The 16,635-nt window shown below is 46.9% G+C and carries 13 protein-coding genes; 4 read left to right on the top strand and 9 right to left on the bottom strand.

Features of this window, described 5'->3' with window-relative positions; translation table 11 throughout:
* Window positions 1-56: 56 nt before the first annotated feature.
* Window positions 57-767, top strand: a complete 711-nt coding sequence (gene torR, locus L1D44_RS15410) for a two-component system response regulator TorR (protein ID WP_239892020.1) — start codon at window positions 57-59, stop codon at window positions 765-767.
* Between the two features lie 33 nt (window positions 768-800).
* Here torR and L1D44_RS15405 read toward each other — a convergent pair whose 3' ends face one another.
* From L1D44_RS15405 to torT, 3 genes are all read right to left on the bottom strand, one after another.
* On the bottom strand, window positions 801-1,310 hold the full coding sequence (locus L1D44_RS15405; protein ID WP_239892018.1) for a YdcF family protein: 510 nt from the start codon (window positions 1,308-1,310) through the stop codon (window positions 801-803).
* A 51-nt stretch (window positions 1,311-1,361) separates the two neighbouring features.
* Window positions 1,362-1,895, bottom strand: coding sequence for a dihydrofolate reductase family protein (locus tag L1D44_RS15400; RefSeq protein WP_239892016.1), 534 nt, complete (start codon window positions 1,893-1,895; stop codon window positions 1,362-1,364).
* A 126-nt stretch (window positions 1,896-2,021) separates the two neighbouring features.
* A complete protein-coding gene (torT, locus tag L1D44_RS15395; protein WP_239892014.1) occupies window positions 2,022-3,086 on the bottom strand; it encodes a TMAO reductase system periplasmic protein TorT in 1,065 nt (354 codons plus the stop codon).
* Window positions 3,087-3,168: 82 nt separating this feature from the next.
* Here torT and torS point away from each other — a divergent pair, with 82 nt between their 5' ends.
* On the top strand, window positions 3,169-6,315 hold the full coding sequence (gene torS / locus L1D44_RS15390; RefSeq protein ID WP_275660503.1) for a TMAO reductase system sensor histidine kinase/response regulator TorS: 3,147 nt from the start codon (window positions 3,169-3,171) through the stop codon (window positions 6,313-6,315).
* 60 nt (window positions 6,316-6,375) lie between these two features.
* On the opposite strand, the gene torD is transcribed toward torS, so the two are convergent.
* The 5 genes from torD to L1D44_RS15365 form a co-directional block, all read right to left on the bottom strand.
* The gene (gene torD / locus L1D44_RS15385) at window positions 6,376-7,041 is read right to left on the bottom strand and encodes a molecular chaperone TorD (RefSeq protein ID WP_239892010.1); all 666 of its coding nucleotides are present in this window, start codon (window positions 7,039-7,041) and stop codon (window positions 6,376-6,378) included.
* Window positions 7,038-9,530 carry a trimethylamine-N-oxide reductase TorA gene (gene torA / locus L1D44_RS15380; RefSeq protein WP_239892008.1) on the bottom strand — a complete coding sequence of 831 codons (2,493 nt, stop codon included), beginning with the start codon at window positions 9,528-9,530 and terminating at the stop codon, window positions 7,038-7,040. Before torA ends, torD begins: the two co-directional genes overlap by 4 nt.
* Before the next feature lie 14 nt (window positions 9,531-9,544).
* Window positions 9,545-10,723 carry a pentaheme c-type cytochrome TorC gene (torC, locus tag L1D44_RS15375; protein WP_239892006.1) on the bottom strand — a complete coding sequence of 393 codons (1,179 nt, stop codon included), beginning with the start codon at window positions 10,721-10,723 and terminating at the stop codon, window positions 9,545-9,547.
* Window positions 10,724-10,762: 39 nt separating this feature from the next.
* Window positions 10,763-10,933 carry a periplasmic nitrate reductase, NapE protein gene (locus tag L1D44_RS15370; RefSeq protein WP_239892004.1) on the bottom strand — a complete coding sequence of 57 codons (171 nt, stop codon included), beginning with the start codon at window positions 10,931-10,933 and terminating at the stop codon, window positions 10,763-10,765.
* Window positions 10,934-11,205: 272 nt separating this feature from the next.
* Window positions 11,206-11,586, bottom strand: a complete 381-nt coding sequence (locus L1D44_RS15365) for a DUF2956 domain-containing protein (RefSeq protein WP_239892002.1) — start codon at window positions 11,584-11,586, stop codon at window positions 11,206-11,208.
* A gap of 232 nt (window positions 11,587-11,818) precedes the next feature.
* Here L1D44_RS15365 and L1D44_RS15360 point away from each other — a divergent pair, with 232 nt between their 5' ends.
* Both L1D44_RS15360 and L1D44_RS15355 read left to right on the top strand, forming a co-directional pair.
* Window positions 11,819-13,759 (top strand): ABC transporter transmembrane domain-containing protein, encoded by a 1,941-nt coding sequence (locus L1D44_RS15360; protein ID WP_239892000.1) that lies wholly within the window; start codon window positions 11,819-11,821, stop codon window positions 13,757-13,759.
* Window positions 13,760-13,886: 127 nt separating this feature from the next.
* Window positions 13,887-14,399, top strand: a complete 513-nt coding sequence (locus L1D44_RS15355; protein WP_239891999.1) for a lipocalin family protein — start codon at window positions 13,887-13,889, stop codon at window positions 14,397-14,399.
* A 69-nt stretch (window positions 14,400-14,468) separates the two neighbouring features.
* Here L1D44_RS15355 and L1D44_RS15350 read toward each other — a convergent pair whose 3' ends face one another.
* Window positions 14,469-16,067 (bottom strand): AMP-binding protein, encoded by a 1,599-nt coding sequence (locus tag L1D44_RS15350; protein WP_239891997.1) that lies wholly within the window; start codon window positions 16,065-16,067, stop codon window positions 14,469-14,471.
* Window positions 16,068-16,635 lie beyond the last annotated feature (568 nt).

The raw sequence follows: 16,635 nt of genomic DNA, 5'->3' as shown, positions 1-16,635 counted from the left end.
ATTATGTGGCGCGTTTTAGTCGAGGCTTTTAAAAGTAAAAGCGGTTGAGGTGGTATATGGGTTACCGAGTACTGGTTGTTGATGATGAAGCTGTCATCCGAGCTAGGTTAAAAGGTTATTTTGAGAAAGAGGGCTATGAAGTGCTCGAAGCTCAAGATGGTGATCAGATGTGGCAAGAGTTTGAGCGCCAGCATATTGATCTGGTTATGCTCGATATCAATCTACCCGGTGTCGATGGCTTAAGCCTGGCGCGCGAGCTACGAAGCAAGAGTCACGTGGGAATTATTCTCGTCACCGGCCGTGACGAAACCATAGACAAAATTGTTGGCCTAGAGATGGGCGCAGATGATTACGTCACTAAACCTTTTGAACTGCGCGAGTTATTGGTAAGAGTCAAGAATCTACTCTGGCGGATGTCACTGGTGAAAAAAGCGGTTGCCGATAGCGCCGAGCAGGTCGATGCCGACGATAACATTATTGCCTTCAATGATTATATTTTAGAGCTAAATAGCCGCCAACTAACCCATAATGGCGAGTCGATAAAGCTCACCAAAGCCGAATTTGAACTGCTTACTGCCTTTTCGTTACACCCTCAACAGGTGCTATCTCGCGAGCGTTTGATGATGCAAACCAGCCACAGAGATCAAGACGTCAACGATAGAACCATCGATGTAATTATCCGCCGTCTGCGTAATAAGTTATCTGCAGATCTGTTTGTTACCGTTCACGGTGAAGGCTACTTGTTTGCCGCAAAGGTGAAAGACTAATAGTAGAATGAACTGTGATTCGTTTGTTGGTTTTTACTGATTCATTGACAGCAACTTGGCCAAGTTTGTTCGCTCTCTACCCATTACTGACAACTCGTGCCGGATCAGTTGCTGCAGCTTAGCTTCACTAATAGCTGTCTTTGCTTCTATATAATGAAAGCTAAGTTCAGGAAGTAGCTGACTAAAGATTAGTTTCGCGCGAGGCATGTGAAATTCTGACGTAACCAGCCAAATTTCACTAAATCTATGTTGCTCTATGATTGGTACAGATAATGTACCATCTTCAAATGTGAAGCGGCTAAGCACTATATCTGTGAAAGCGCTTTCGGGGACACCTTGTTGCATCAAATAGCATTGGCAATGTCGCGCATGAGGGGTATCGCTCCGATTAAAGTGTTCACCAAACCCACCCGTGAGTAGCAGCCTGCTATGGGGATTTTTCTTGAACACGCTAAGAGCGGCTTGGCAGCGAGACAAGGCAATGTCCGATAGATTGCCTTGGTCATCGTTTGGCGAACCTAGCACGATTATCACGCTACTCATTGATAGCTCTACTCACTAGCATTCCTTGTTAGGCTTCAGCGTTAACAGCACTTATCTTTGTCTAATAAAGTGATTTTGTATTAGGTAGTCGACCAACCTCTCGGCTTTTACATGCTTAAATTTTAGTGGGGAGGCTAGCTCGCCAAATAGCGGTATACCACCGCCGAGTAGCACTGGGATGGTGGTAATGATTAGCTCATCAATTAAGTCTTCCTTTAAGAAGCCTTGAATCGTCTTGCCACCATCGATATAGAGCTCATGATAACCTTGATTATTTATCTGTGTTAGTACCTCTTTCAGCGGGCCTTTAACCAGAAATACCTTTCCCTCTAGCCCTTCAGGTACTTGTGTTAATGTATTACTCAAGACAAAAACAGGCTTGCTGTAGGGCCAGTCAATACCGAAACTCAGCACAATTTTCAGGGTATTACGCCCCATCACTAAAGCGTCGATGCGCGCCATAAAATCGGCAAAACCAAGGTCTGAGCCCTCAGGGTTGGGGATATCATGTAACCAATCAACTTTGTTATCTTTGTCTGCGATGAAACCATCGAGGCTGGTGGCAATATAAACAATATTCGTCATGGGACTTTCTCAATTAAAAACGAGGGTTTGATGGCAGTGCCACTTCACCCGCTTCTGTGGGTAGTGTAATTATATCTTCAATACTCATAAATGAATTTGATTATTGTCACTTGCTTCTACTGACTGTCAATATCCAGTATTGACCCGATAAATCGGATAATACTCTGCTGGTGGCAGGCTGGTTTTAAGCACATCTTTACTGATGTGCTGCGGGTATAGGGTTTGGATCTTGGGGCCGATATCGCCAAACGCCTTTGCGCCTTCAAGCTCTCTTACCGTAATGTCGATGGCGAGCTTGCCTTGCAATACCACCTGATCATCGTTACTAAACTCAATTTTTCCACGATAGATCCCTCGCAATACGGCAGGGGAGAGGTAGCTGCTAATCAACTTAACTTTATCTGTGAGTTGGTTTTGACGCAGTATGCTGACACCCGCCTCGATGGCAACGGCGCTACCGAGAATATAATCGGGCGTCTGCTCACTCAATAGTGCCTCGAGTTCGTCACGGTAGAGGTTGCGGTTATTGTCGGCGTGATGCACGGCGCTGATGGTGACTAAACTGTCTTTCAGTGCCGCAGAAAGGCCTTGCTCTACATAATCACTGCCACCTAGCTTATCGGGGCCGGTTAACAGCGCAAGGGTGACGGGCTCTTTGGCTTGACGCTTAATGTAGTCTCCCGCCATAAAACCCATCTGATACCAGTTAACTCCCACTCGGGTATTCACTTTGGGGTGCTTGAGTCGATTGACTAATGCTATTACCGGTTTAGTGATGGGCGCTTGATAGAAATCTAAGATGTCAGGACGTACGCCGCCAAGTAATATCGCATCAAAGTCGTGCTTCATGCAGTTATCGAGTTGGCTCAGCTGTTTTTCCTGACCGTAATAGCCACCCGCCTCGAAGAGTTCCAGCTTAAGGTTTAGCGCTTTGGCTTGCTGCACCAATCCGTAGTTAATGCCGGTCCAGTAAGTGTCTTTCAGATGCGGTACTAAGGCGCAAATTCGCCAAGACTTCTTTGCCGTTGAGAGTGGGGTTAGCTGCAGTGGTGTCGTGTGTTGCAGCACTTTTTCATAGGGGGTTCTCTGCTCTAATGACCAAGGCGATAGGGGATTGGCCGCGCTTGTCTGTATGGCTAATAAACTCAAGCCGACAAGGAGTAATAAACGCAGCTGTATAACTTTTACCATGATTAACGTCCCTATGAATTGATTAAATATTTAATGCAATTGGTATAATATTGTACCAGCTTAATAGATAACAGTGAGTGTATTGTTTTTGCCAAAACCTCCTTCGCCTAAATTATCTCTATCGAGAAAAAGCCTGATTGGCCGTCTTATGTTGGCTTTTGGTTTACTCGCCTTGCTGCTGCTTCTACTGGTTAGTCTGGGCAGCGTGAGCCTGCGCTGGGTTCAGCAGGCTGATAAATACCTGTATAACCGTGCATTACCCGCTTCTGAGGCCGCGAGTCAGTTGGCGCTTTCCAGTAGTGCCTTGGCCGAAAATGCCGGGCAATTAGGTCAGACACAAGATGAAGCTCAGCGGCAGTTTGTGGGGCGCAAACTGTCCATTGAAAGTGCAACTATGCTCAGTGCAATTAAAGTCTTAAAGGCTCTAGAGGTGAATTTCGATTTAAGCCTTGAGCAGAGTGCCTCGGAGATTATTGGCGATACCTCTGAGCTTGGAGAGCTGGTTGGTCAGCGTATTCAAGTGGCTTATAGCTTGAAGAAACAGGGGCAGGAGTTAGTTAACGCAGCCAATAAGAGTACCGAACTGCTACTTGCCGAGTTGGCGATTGTCGATTCTGGGATCTTATCTAAGCTGAGCCTGGCGTACCCTGATGCTGTCGGTGCAGAAAAGACCTCTCAACTGCTGGACACCCTGATAGAGCAAGACTTAGACACTCAGGAGCGCCTCAACCGAGCCCTCAAAATTGTTCACAATATCGCCTTGATGGGGCAGATGTTCCAGTCTCCTGAGTTAGAGGCGGGAGGTTATCCGTTGCTGGGCGATATCGGTAGCCAGGTCACTCAAGTCGGCGAGCCAACTATAGCCGCGCGGCCAAAGCCTGAATCGGCTGAGGTGGAGAATGGCATAACCCATTTAGATAAGAGCATAGGTAATACCCAGACCCGCTATCTGGCGTCTCTTACTAGCTTGACCCATATTATCCGCGATCCAGACCGCGCCAATACGTTAGCTGAGCAGTTTGCCATATTACAAACCTTGCCGAGCAGTCTCACCTTACAAAAAGAGTATGCCCAGTACCATAGGGCTCAGGAGCTACAGTTACAAACCATCACAGACAAGCTGGATGTGCTCAATAAGGTGGTCGCCAACGCGATGCAGTTGCAACGTATCGAGGCGGACAATGCCCGCAGCAATTACCTCAAACAGCTCAGTTGGGCGAAAGTCGGTTTATGGACGACGGGCTTATTGATGTTTCTGCTGATCTTCATCGTGGTCTACAAAGTGATTTATCGCGGTATTGCGCTTAAACTCGATGCGGCCACTAAGGCGCTTGCCCAACTGAGTCTAGGTAATACCGCGGTGACGATCGATACCCAAGGCGATGATGAGCTTGCAGCCATGGCCAGTGCCATAAAGGCCTTTAGGCAAAAAACCGACCATAACCAGAAGCTACAGGCAGAGCTGCGTGAGACCGCCGCTGAACTGTTTGAACATAAGCAGGCATTGGAAGCTAAGGTCGAAGAGCGAACCTTAGAGCTTGCCGAGGCGAATATTCAGCTAGATAGAGAGGCTAAAGGTCATGCGCTAGCAAGAGATATGGCCGAGCAGGCCAATCAGGCCAAGTCGCTCTTTCTCGCCACCATGAGTCATGAGATCCGTACGCCACTCAACGGCCTATTGGGCACCTTGACGCTACTTGGGCACGCTAAGCTACCTCCGGCGCAGCAGCAACTATTGGCTCTGTCGCAATATAGCGGCACGCTGCTGCAAACGGTATTGAATGATATTTTAGATTTCTCCCGCCTTGAGCAGAGAAAGCTTGCCAATGAGCCTCGCGCCATCGATATCAATGAGCTGTTGGAGCAGGTGGTGGCGATCATGTTAGCGGGGGCTGGGCTTGCTGGATTAACCCTGCGTGCTCACCATCGCGACCTGCCTAAGTGGATCTATATCGATGGGCCGAAACTGCGTCAGGTATTGTTAAACTTACTGGGCAACGCGATCAAGTTTACCCCTCAGGGGCGAGTCGATTTAATCGCCGAAGTGAAAGACGGCTTACTGCAATTTAAGGTGCAAGATACCGGCGTGGGGATCGATTCAAAGGCGATGAAAAAGCTCTTTAAGGCCTACAGTAATGATCCGAGTAAGGGACGAGACAGAGGTACCGGGCTCGGACTGGCGATCAGCAAGCAGTTAGTGCAGCTGATGAATAGCGATAGTGATATCGATAACCCGGGTGTATGGGTAACGAGTGAAGTGGGCAAGGGCAGCTGCTTTGGTTTTTCATTGCCGTTGGTCGTTTGTGACCGACCTGATTTTGAGCTGCAACAGCAAGTTGTTCATACCCAAAGCAAAAACCTGTTAGTTATCGAAGATAACAAGATTAATGCCATGGTGGCTCAAGGATTCCTCGCTCACCTTGGACACACCTCTGTGTTAGCCAAGAGTTGCGAAGCTGCGAGAAAAGCCTATACGGCTCAAAGTGCGAAGCGGTTCGATGCCATCATGCTCGATATTCAACTTGGCGATGGTTCAGGGATTGAGTTGCTGGCAGAGCTGCAAGAGGTGAATAGGCAAGCGGAACATCAAATCGAGATCGCCGCTTTTACCGCTCAGTTGCAAGCCGATGATATGGAGAACTATCAAGCCAAAGGCTTTGACTTAGTCTTGATGAAGCCGTTAGATATGCAGGCGTTATCCAGCTGGCTAGGCAGCGCCGCTCCGCTTTCTGATAATGACACTCATGCTGAAACAGCCTTGAGCGAGCAGGCAGTCTTGAACAACACAAAAGCCTTGAACAACACAAAAGCCTCAGGCCAGAAAGTAGCTGAAGATAACCTTCTCCTAGAGAAGCGCGATGCGTTAGCTAGCAATGACGCAGATGCCGAATTACTCGATGAAGCTCAGCTAACCCAAGACTTAACTTACCTCGGGTTAGAAACCGTGATAGAGCTAGCTAAGATCTATCAGCAAACCAGTCAGGTACATTTCGAAGGCCTGCTAAAGCCCGATGCCGATGTGAAACATATCCTCCATGCACTAAAAGGCAGTAGCGCCAATATGGGGTTGGGGACCTTGTCGGCTCGCTGTAAAGCGCTAGAAAAGTCAGCACTTACTCAGAGTGAGTATCAAGCTTGTGAGCATGAATCATTAGAGGCGCTGTGGCAGAGATCATTAGTCGTCTTACAGAAGTGGATTGCACAGAAGCAAGCATCAGAAAGTGATTGATAGGTATAAAAAAGGGTGATGAACGTAAGTTCATCACCCTTTTCATTAATCGATAAATACTTAGCTTAACTCTGACGCTAACCATTCGGCATCAGACTTCACCCAAGAGTGGGTTAATCTCGCCAAAGCCTGATAGAAGTTACCATTATCGACCTCGGTTACCTTAGCCACAAAGTTATGTAACCAGTTGGCTAGATTAGCTTGGATAAAGCCTAATTGCTCGGCTTCATCGCTATGGGTACAAAGGTGAGCCACATAGGCCAAGATCACCGCTAGGTGGTCGGCAGGCTCTGGAAACTCACTCTGTACCTGCAGCTGACTCTGCTTTAAAAACTGCGTCATCTGTTGATGCTGTTCACCAAAGAGTAGCGGCTCATCACCTTTCTCTGCAGACTTGTTATCAAGATACAAGCTGGCATAGGGTGAGGCACTGTATTTAGTGCCGACCAAGAACAGGCCGCAGTAATCGGCGGCAAGCTCCAATAATGCCTTATCGGTATTAAGCGTAGCTAGCTCAGCTACCAAGGTATCGACATCGGCTTTAAACTCACTTTCACTACCCAGCTGCGCCCAAAACTGCTGGGCTTGTTTGCTGGTTAAATCGTGCAGTATTTTATTATCAATTTCTTTGGCAAATAGTGACGAAAGTAATTGATAAATAGTGCTTCTAACCTGATTAACAGGGTTAACCTCTACAGACTCTGTGTCTACAGCATCTCTACTCATAGTGCTATCTCAACCGGGCCGCTAAATGAACTGACTGCAGGTACTTTACCCTGATACTTTTCATAGTCAACAAGGCAGGTATAGGCTGAACAAGCTTGTGCCAGCTTAGAAGTACCGATATCTAGCGTTAAGGTATTTGGATCACCATAACTACAGATAGCACCAATTTCTGCGCCGCCCTCTTTGCTGCCGTCTTTACCCACTGGGCCATACCAGGCACCCTCTTGGATACGGATAACCCCTCTAGGGAATTTATCCGAAACCACTGCGCCTGCAAGTAACTGGCCACGGTCGTTAAACACACGTACCACATCACCCGATTTAATACCGCGTTGCTTAGCATCTTCAGGGTTTAGGTACACTGGTTCACGGCCATTAACGGTATAAGTTTCACGGAACTCTTCTGACTCACACATTTGTGAATGCAAGCGCTTGTCTGGATGACAAGACTGCATCCAAATAGGGTGCTTCTTAGAGCCTGGTCCACCATGGCTACGCTCAGCTTTTTCCATCCAAGTTGGGTGGCCAGGGCAATCGTCATAGCCGTAGTGAGCAATCTTACGGCTGAAGATCTCAATCAAGCCAGATGGTGTACCTAGTGGGTTAATCTCAGGGTCATCTCTAAATGCCTGATGACGAACCCAAGGCTTACCTTCACCAAAGTAAACATAACCCTCTTTCCAGAACTCCTCGAACGATGGCATCTCGAACTTACCGGCGTTAGCCGCCTTACAATCGTTGTAAAGCTTCTCTAGCCATTCACGTTCGTTCATACCACGAGTGTACTCTTTTTCTTTGCCAAGCAGTGCAGCGAAGCGAGTAAAGATCTCGAAGTCAGATAAACTTTCATATAGTGGCTCAACCATCTTCTGCATCGCTAACAAACCACGGTTAGCATAAGCACCATAGATGTCGATATCATTACGCTCAAACGTAGTACACGCAGGCAACACGATATCAGAGAAGCGACAAGTCGCTGTCCAGTTCATATCAATCGACACGATGCACTCAAGCTTGTGGAACGCTTTCTTCATGCGGTTACGGTCTTGGTGATGGTTCCAAGGGTTATTGCCTGAGAACACCATCATCTTAATGTCTGGATAGGTGACCTTAGAACCGTTAGCATCGATGGTCTTACCTGGCTCTAGGATTGAGTCAATCCAACGGGCGACAGGAATCGTGCTGCTGGCACCATTGAAATCAGTGCTATCAAAAATAGGTTTCTGACCATCATCAAGGTTACGTGGGAACGCACCAGGGGCCGCGGCACCTGAAGATGGCACACCAATACTTGAGTAGTGGTGACCATAGCTAATACCACCGCCAGGTAGACCAATTTGACCAATCATGGTTGCTAGAACCGCCGCCATCCAGTATGGCTGCTCACCATGTTGTTGACGCTGAACACACCAGCCCATCAACATCTGGGTACGGCCTTTGGTCATGACCTTAGCAAGGTCGCGGATAATTTCTGGTGAAACACCGCAGATTTCAGATGCCCATTCCGGTGTTTTCTCAACACCGTCAGTTTGACCTTGTATATAAGGTAAGAACTTATCGAAGCCTAAGCTGTAACCTTCGATAAAGGCATTATCATGAAGGTTCTTGTCTACCATTTCATGGGCAATACCTAGCATTAACGCAACGTCGGTTTGCGGATTAATGTAAAGTTGCTCACAACCTAGGTATTGCTGAGTCTTGGTGACCACAGGGTCGATACTGATTACACGGATCTCGCCTTTAGCCACTTTCTCTTTCAATTGAGCAAGGTAGGCATAAGACTCGTGCGTTTCAGCATTCCAGCCGACCTGTAGGTTCTTATAGGGATCATTCGACCATAAGATGATGGTCTTAGAATGTTCCAGAATTAACGACCAAGAGGTACCTTGAGCGTAAACTTCGGTAGAACCTAGGATGTAAGGCAAAATTGTTTGCCCTGCACCAGTTGAGTAATCGCCAACTTTCTTAACGAAGTTACCGTGCATGCCTACAGCGCGCTGCATATGGCTGGTGCTTGAATGCAACTGACCCGTTGCACGCCAACCTGTTTGCCCTGCGTGTAATCCAGATGGGCCGTATTTGGTTTGAATAAGATCGAGTGAGTCTTTAAACAAACCAAGTGCCTTATCCCAAGTGACACGTACAAAGCGGAAGTCACCGCGTTGTGTGGTGTCACTCTGGTGACCTTTCAATAGAAAGTCCAAGCGTACCATTGGGTAACGTACACGTGATGGGTTGTAAACTAAGCCCTTAATACCGTTAATCATATCGGTTGGATACATATCGGTATCGAAAGGTTTAACTTCAGAGATAACCCCGTTTTTACGCTTCATCTTGAACGCACCGAAGTGCGAACCTGTGGTCAGCCAGCCGTCACTTGCGTCTGCACCTGATGCCGCTAGAGCATTAAGTGGCGCAAGTACTGATGATCCGCTAAGTACGACATAAGATGTTCCTACTAAGCCTTTTAGAAAGTCTCTTCTGTTCATTACGCTATGTCCTATTAGTGAGCTGACTTATCGAAAGTTGATGAATGCTCTTGTAAATACTTCTGTACCAATGCTTGGGTATCTTGGTCCATGTTGACGAATGCGAGCATGCCTTGGAACATACCTGGCCAGGTGTTGGCATCGAAATGCGCTTCGGCTGGCTGGGTGTGACAGACACTACAGCTAGTGTTGTAGGTACTGCGTGCGTAGTCCCATAGTGGCTGTAGATCTGTTAGTAAGTAATCTGTATCAGTCCAGATATCAGCTTCAACGCGTTGCCACTTAAGGCCTGTCATTGGATCTTCTTTCTCTTCGAATGTCTTGATTACACCCTCTTCAAGGGCTGCATCTTTAGTTAGCTGAGCTGATAGGATGTTTAAGCCAAAGTCGTAGTAGATCACGCGGCCTGCACCGATTTTCTTTCTCCAGCCGTCGATACCAATCTTGGCGCGCTTACCTTTCACTTCTAAGATTTTAACCTTAGTTGCAATGTTTAGCGTACCCGCTTCAACGTCAGTTTTATCGTTGAAGAATAATGGCTTAGTTAGTGCGGTAAAGTAAGTTTGACCCACTTGTAGCCCGCTTACACCGCTACCGACTTCAGCAATCAACTCAGGCGCGCGAGCGGTGCCCATATCTGGTAGTTTGTGAGCAATACCTTTGTGGCAATCGATACAGCTTTGGTCTGTTTCTGCTGCACGCTTCATCTGCTTTTGTGCAAGCTTAGACATGCTGTCCCACTTCATTGACTTGTAGTCATGACAGTTTTTACAAGCCAAAGATTTGTTTTGGTCGAAACGTTTCCACTCACGGCTTGCCATTTCAAGACGTTTGGCTTCGTACTTCTCAGGAGTGTTGATGGTATTAAATAACCAGCCATACACATCGTGAGATGCTTCTAGCTTACGTGCCATTTTAGGACCAAATGCGTGTGGAACGTGACAGTCTGGGCATGTCGCACGTACACCTGAGTGGTTAGAAAAATGCACTGTTTGTTGTAGCTCTTGATATGGCATGCTTTCCATACCATGACAGCTAATACAGAACTCTTCGGTATTGGTTGCTTCAAGGGCTGTATGGAAGCCTCCCCAGAAGATAATGCCCATTAAGAAAGCGGAAAGGCTAATTGCACCTAGAGTTAGGTATTTAGCGGGTTTAGTTAGTGTACGCCAGATGTTAAGTAACCATCTCATAACGGCATCCTCTTAATAAATTTGAATAAGTTGTTGATATTAGTGAGATGGAACGCCAGTAAGCGTTAGCGAGATCCAAGTAAACAATCCGTATGCGCTAAGGAAGGTGGCACTCAGCACTGGGAATAGAATGAAGATGATAAAGCACAGTGCTTTTACCTCATCTTTCTTATTAGTAACGTGTTTTTTTGGGGTAGATTGCTCAGTCATGACCGTGTGCTCCAGCTAATCCATATTTTTTGATAGGCTAAGTATAGATAGAGAATGTGAATAGTGATGGAGGGATCAATGAATAAGATAAGACAAGTTATGACAAATTATGAATAGATTTCCCAACGGGTTTATCTAGTAATACAGTTGAGTTTAGGAATAGCGAAACAATGACTTGTAAGGAGATGCTAAACAATCTTACTTAGAAAGGATTTGCACTAATAGTGAGCCATTAGTGCAGTTATTAGAGGCCGTGCAGAGTGGGAAAGCTATTAGCTCAATACTAGGTAGGTGATAAATCCGATCCAACTGAGGGTGAGTAGCCCCCAAGGTAAGTATGGGCTTGAGGCACGATCCTCTATATTGCTATGGTCCTGTTCACTGGTTTCACGAGCCTTAGCTTTAACTTCTTGTTTACGGGCTTTATCTCGCTCTCTTGCCTTACCTTTTTGAAGCTTCTTATATTCTGCAATGCCTTTTTCAATCCCTTGGGCAATCAGTTTTGTTTGCTCTTTGGTTTGTCCCGGCTTTTGGGTGGCCTTCGCCACTTTCATGGCTTCAGCTTTGGTTTCGTTAGAAATAGACTGTTTTGCTGCCGATGTTTTTGAGACTGATGCTTTTGATTGAGCCTGTTTTGAGCTTGGTGCTGCCATAGAAGAGTGAATGCTTAGCTAACGAATAGACGCACTATATCAGCTCTATAGCGAGATGTGCAGTGCACTAGCTGAGGTGAAGTTGGCACTTTTGCACAAGAGTGAGCAACTGGACGGGCTTTGAGGTTATTTGATGGTATAAAGTTTTGCTAAACACTATCAGCCTGAGGGTGGGGTTTGTTATTCTGCAGCTGTTTTCATATAAACCTGATTGAAGGCTAGGGATATTGCATTGAATCAAAACGCTGCTTCAGTTTCCAATGGCACAACGGCTAAGCCAACGGTGGCAAGTGCCAGTAAGGGCTCAGTACTGCCCTGGATTGGTGCTTTCTTAAAGCCCTATCGCGCAAAAGTGGTTGCAGCGATAATCTTCCTGTTTATTGGCTCACTGGCTTGGTTGTCCTTGGGGCAAGGTGTGCGCCTGATGGTTGATGAGGGCTTTTTAAAAGATAACGGCTCACGCTTAAATGAAATTATCTTGCTGGTGATAGCTATTACCGCACTCAGTAGCTCGGCGATCTTTTGTCGCTTTTACTTGATGACTTGGCTCGGTGAACGAGTGAGCGCCGATATCCGCTTAAAGGTGTATGACCACCTGCTTAAGCTTTCACCAGGCTTCTACGCCAAGCTTAGAACCGGCGAAGTGATCTCCCGTTTTACAGCTGACTCGACCTTGCTGCAGTCAGTGGTTGGTTCAAGCCTGTCGATGATGCTAAGAGCCAGTGTGACTGTGATTGGTGGCATCGTGATGATGACCATCACCAGTATTAAAATGACCGGCTTAGTCTTGCTGGCAGTGCCTATGGTGCTAGGTCCTATTTTCTTCTTTGGCCGTAAGGTGCGTGATCTATCGCGAAAAAGCCAAGATAAAGTGGGGGACCTAGGAGCCTATGTCGATGAGACTCTGCACGAGATCCACACAGTACAAGCCTACTCCCATGAAGATAAAGACAGAGAGCTGTTTAGTCATCGTGTCGAAGCGGTGATGGACGCCGCCAAAGGGCGAATTAAATATCGCTCGATATTGATCTCTTTGGTGATGTTTTTAAGCATTTTGGCTATTGCGTTAGTGACTTGGGTTGGCGCACACGATGTGATGAGCGGCGCAATATCTGCCGGTGAGCTATCAGCCTTTATGTTTTATGCGGTGATGGTAGCAGGCTCGGTGGCAACCATCAGTGAAGTGATTGGTGAGATCCAACGTGCTGCTGGGGCTAGTGAGCGTTTAATCGAGCTGATTGAAACACCCATCGACATTCCGGTAGTGGTTAACCCAGATACCTTACGGGCCCCAGTACGGGGTGAGCTTGAATTAAAACAAGTGCGTTTTAGCTATAGCAACATGAGTGATCATCGCACCGAGCCTGATGGCGCAGGTGCGAACAGCCTTGAGCTTGAAAACAGCTTTGAGCAAATAAACAGCCCTGAGCCCATAGATGACAGCCTTGAGCGTGTAGAGAGCCGCGATGAAGGTGAAGTCATTCGCGGCCTCAATATTCATATCACCCCAGGCGAACGTGTAGCCTTAGTGGGCGCCAGCGGTGCGGGCAAGAGCACCCTGTTCGAACTGTTGCAACGCTTCTACGTGCTCAATAGTGGCTCAATCGAACTCGATGGTGTCGATATTGCTAAACTCAGTCCGCAGACCTTACGTCAGCAATACGCGCTAGTACCGCAAGAGTCGGTGATATTTGCCACTAGCGTGCTTGAAAATGTGCGCTATGGCCGTATCGATGCTAGCGAAGAAGCGGTAAAGCAGGCTTGTATTGCCGCAAAAGCTGATGAGTTTATTCGTGAATTTCCCGATGGTTATCAGACCTACTTAGGCGAGCGCGGCGTGCGTCTATCGGGTGGACAGAAGCAACGAATTGCCATAGCACGGGCAATACTTGCCGACAGGCCGATTCTGCTGCTCGATGAGGCAACCAGCGCACTCGATGCGGTGAGTGAGCACAAGGTTAAGCAGGCATTGGATAGTTTAATGACAGGCAAAACCACGTTAATTATTGCCCACAGACTAGCAACGGTCATCAATGCTGACCGCATCTTAGTGCTAGATAAAGGCCAAATCGTTGGCAGTGGTACTCATGGTGAGTTAATGCAAAGCAGCGAGCTGTATCGTGAGTTTGCTAGCTTGCAGTTGTTAACGGATGAAGGGCAGCTTCAAGAGTGAACTAAAGCGCTTGTCTAAACGTATAGTTTCAATGAGTTGTTTTAAAGAAGGTTGCCAGTGTTTTTGTTATACGTTCTGCACTAGCATTATAGGTGGCCTAGATTGATAACGATAAAGAGGGACCCCTATGCGTTTTTTACTTGTGATGAGTCTACTGTTTTTATCGGCCTGCACCAGTTTGCCCACGGGCATTGAGCCAGTAAAACAATTTGAGCTGCCACGTTACCTTGGGACTTGGTATGAGATTGCTCGCCTCGATCATAGTTTTGAGCGCGGATTAAACCAAGTCACTGCCACTTATTCGATGCGAGATGATGGCGGCGTGAAGGTCATCAATCGTGGTTTCTCCGAAAGTGAACAAGCATGGGATGAAGCAGAAGGTAAGGCGTACTTTGTAGATAGCCCTGATATAGGTCATTTGAAAGTGTCATTCTTTGGGCCTTTTTATGGTGCCTATGTGGTGTATGAGCTTGATAAAGAGGGTTATCAATACGCCTTTATCACCAGCTATAACCGTGACTACTTGTGGTTCTTATCGCGCAGTCCAGAGGTTGACGATGCGCTTAAGCAGCAATTTATTGAGCAAGCTAAAAGCCTAGGTTTTGCCACTGAACAAATTATTTGGGTAAAGCAAAGCTAACATAAACAAATAAGGAGCCTTAGGCTCCTTATTTGTTTCGAGTTACGGGTGTAACTGTTATTTATTGAGTTACTTACGTAGCTCGCGCCTTAAAATCTTGCCTACGGTCGACTTAGGCAAGGCGTCAACAAACTCGATAAACTTTGGTACTTTATAAGCGGTCAGTTGTTTACGGCAGTAGTCTTTTATCTGGGTGTTAGCTTGTTCTTTGTCGGCATGGGGAGCATTGAGTACGATTACGGCTTTCACCGCTTCACCACTGTGGTCATCACTGATGCCAATCACGGCACACTCCAATATCGCTTCATGGTTAGACAGAATATCTTCCACTTCATTAGGGTAGACATTAAAGCCTGAGACGATAATCATATCTTTCTTACGATCGACAATCTTATGGAAACCATCTGCCGTCGCCACTGCAATATCGCCGGTTTTAAAGTAGCCCTCGCGGGTCATCACCTTGTCGGTTTCAGCTTGATTGTTCCAATACCCTAGCATCACCTGTGGACCAAATACCGCAAGCTCACCGGTTTCACCGATAGGCACTTCATTATCGTCCATATCTAAGATTTTTACTTGGGTCGCGATAACTGGCTTGCCTATGGTGCCAAGTTGTTCAAGTCCCGGAGAGTTAAGCGATACCACAGGTGAGGTTTCTGATAAACCATAGCCTTCAGAGATAGTACAACCTGTGGTTTGTTGCCATATCGATGCTGCAGCTTGTGTAAGTGCAGTGCCGCCAGAAATAGTCACTTTAAGGTGGCTAAAATCCAGCGCTTTAAATTCAGGTTGATGGCATAGGCCAACAAATAAGGTATTGAGCCCCGCAAAGCCAGTAAATGGATACTTTGATAGGGTCGAAATAAGTCCTGAAATATCTCTGGGATTCGGGATTAAAACCGAACAGCCGCCACGCTCATAGTAAAGTACCAAGTTCACCATAAAGGCATAGATATGGTAGACGGGTAAGGGCGCAACGAAAATCTCTTCCCCCTCGATAATGCGGCTACCTAAACGGGACTTAATCTGCATAGCATTGGCGATTAAATTACCGTGGGTGAGCATGGCGCCTTTTGAAAGACCCGTTGTGCCGCCTGTGTACTGTAATGCTGCAATTTGTCCAAGTACACTGATCACTGGCGCGTAGGTAAGCTGTTCACCCTTTGCCAGTACGTCACAAAAAGGTACGGTTGCGAACGGCACTTCAGGTTGTGGCTGCGGGGCAATTAAGTCCATCGCATGGGTGGATATCACGGTTTCAATTCCCGTACTCGCTACCACCTCAGTTAATGTTGGTAGCAGATCAGATAGCACCACCAAGGCTTTTGCACCAGAGTCGTTAAATTGATGAATAAGCTCACGTTGGGTATAGAGTGGATTGGTGTTGACCAACACCATTCCCGCTTTTATTGCACCGTAAGCAGCAATAACAAATTGAGTAATATTGGGTAGCTGAATGGCAATTCTATCGCCTTGCACCAGATTTGTTTCTTGTTGTAGGTAAGCTGCAAACTGACGCGAATAGCGATTGATTTCGTTGAAGCTGGTTTCTTTACCTAGGCACGAATATGCCGCTTTATCGCCATAGCGGGCGCTGGCAAGTTCGATCAGATCGATAAGAGAAGCGTAACGGGATAGGTCGAGCCTAGTGTCTGAGTCGTATGCCATTGAAATACCTTTTAGCTGATTTAGTTATTATTTGGATTGTCATGCTTACTTAATAATCAAACGGCTGTTTAGATTAGTGTGATCTATACCCCTAGGTCAATGGGGCAAGTTCAAATAAGGTGTTAGCTTTTATAGAAGGTACTAGGTTCTAGGAAGAGCTAGGGCTGTAAAAGCGAAGACGGTTTTAAAAGAGCCGAACGGCCTGTGGCCTAGCAAACGTGACTGCGTCACTACAGAACGCTGCGCTCACGGAAAGGCAAAGAAAGGTGCTAGGTGCTAGGAAGATCTAAGACGATAAAGCTCAGACGGAAAAGCGGTCTTGTTTCGTAGGTCGGGCTTTAGTCCGTCATGCTTTTGATTTTCCTAGCAGGGCGAAGCCCGTTCTCGAAGCGCAGCGCCCTAGAACCTTAAAGCTAAGACGGTACAAGCAAAGTCGAACGGCTTGTGGCCTAGCAAACGTGACTGCGTCACTACAGAACGCTGCGCTCACGGAAAGGCAAAGAAAGGTGCTAGGAAAGGCAAAGAAAGGTGCTAGGTGCTAGGAAGATCTAAGACGATAAAGCTCAGA

The organism is Shewanella sp. Isolate13 (assembly GCF_022398325.1).
Taxonomy (GTDB): domain Bacteria; phylum Pseudomonadota; class Gammaproteobacteria; order Enterobacterales; family Shewanellaceae; genus Shewanella.
Note: the sequence above shows the minus strand (reverse complement) of the source record. Positions and strands in the feature narration are given on the sequence as shown.

Coding starts and splice junctions, on each gene's coding strand:
- torR (WP_239892020.1), top strand. CDS start 57: ATGGGTTACCGAGTACTGGTTGTTGATGATGAAGCTGTCATCCGAGCT.
- L1D44_RS15405 (WP_239892018.1), bottom strand. CDS start 1,310: ATGAGTAGCGTGATAATCGTGCTAGGTTCGCCAAACGATGACCAAGGC.
- L1D44_RS15400 (WP_239892016.1), bottom strand. CDS start 1,895: ATGACGAATATTGTTTATATTGCCACCAGCCTCGATGGTTTCATCGCA.
- torT (WP_239892014.1), bottom strand. CDS start 3,086: ATGGTAAAAGTTATACAGCTGCGTTTATTACTCCTTGTCGGCTTGAGT.
- torD (WP_239892010.1), bottom strand. CDS start 7,041: ATGAGTAGAGATGCTGTAGACACAGAGTCTGTAGAGGTTAACCCTGTT.
- torA (WP_239892008.1), bottom strand. CDS start 9,530: ATGAACAGAAGAGACTTTCTAAAAGGCTTAGTAGGAACATCTTATGTC.
- torC (WP_239892006.1), bottom strand. CDS start 10,723: ATGAGATGGTTACTTAACATCTGGCGTACACTAACTAAACCCGCTAAA.
- L1D44_RS15370 (WP_239892004.1), bottom strand. CDS start 10,933: ATGACTGAGCAATCTACCCCAAAAAAACACGTTACTAATAAGAAAGAT.
- L1D44_RS15365 (WP_239892002.1), bottom strand. CDS start 11,586: ATGGCAGCACCAAGCTCAAAACAGGCTCAATCAAAAGCATCAGTCTCA.
- L1D44_RS15355 (WP_239891999.1), top strand. CDS start 13,887: ATGCGTTTTTTACTTGTGATGAGTCTACTGTTTTTATCGGCCTGCACC.
- L1D44_RS15350 (WP_239891997.1), bottom strand. CDS start 16,067: ATGGCATACGACTCAGACACTAGGCTCGACCTATCCCGTTACGCTTCT.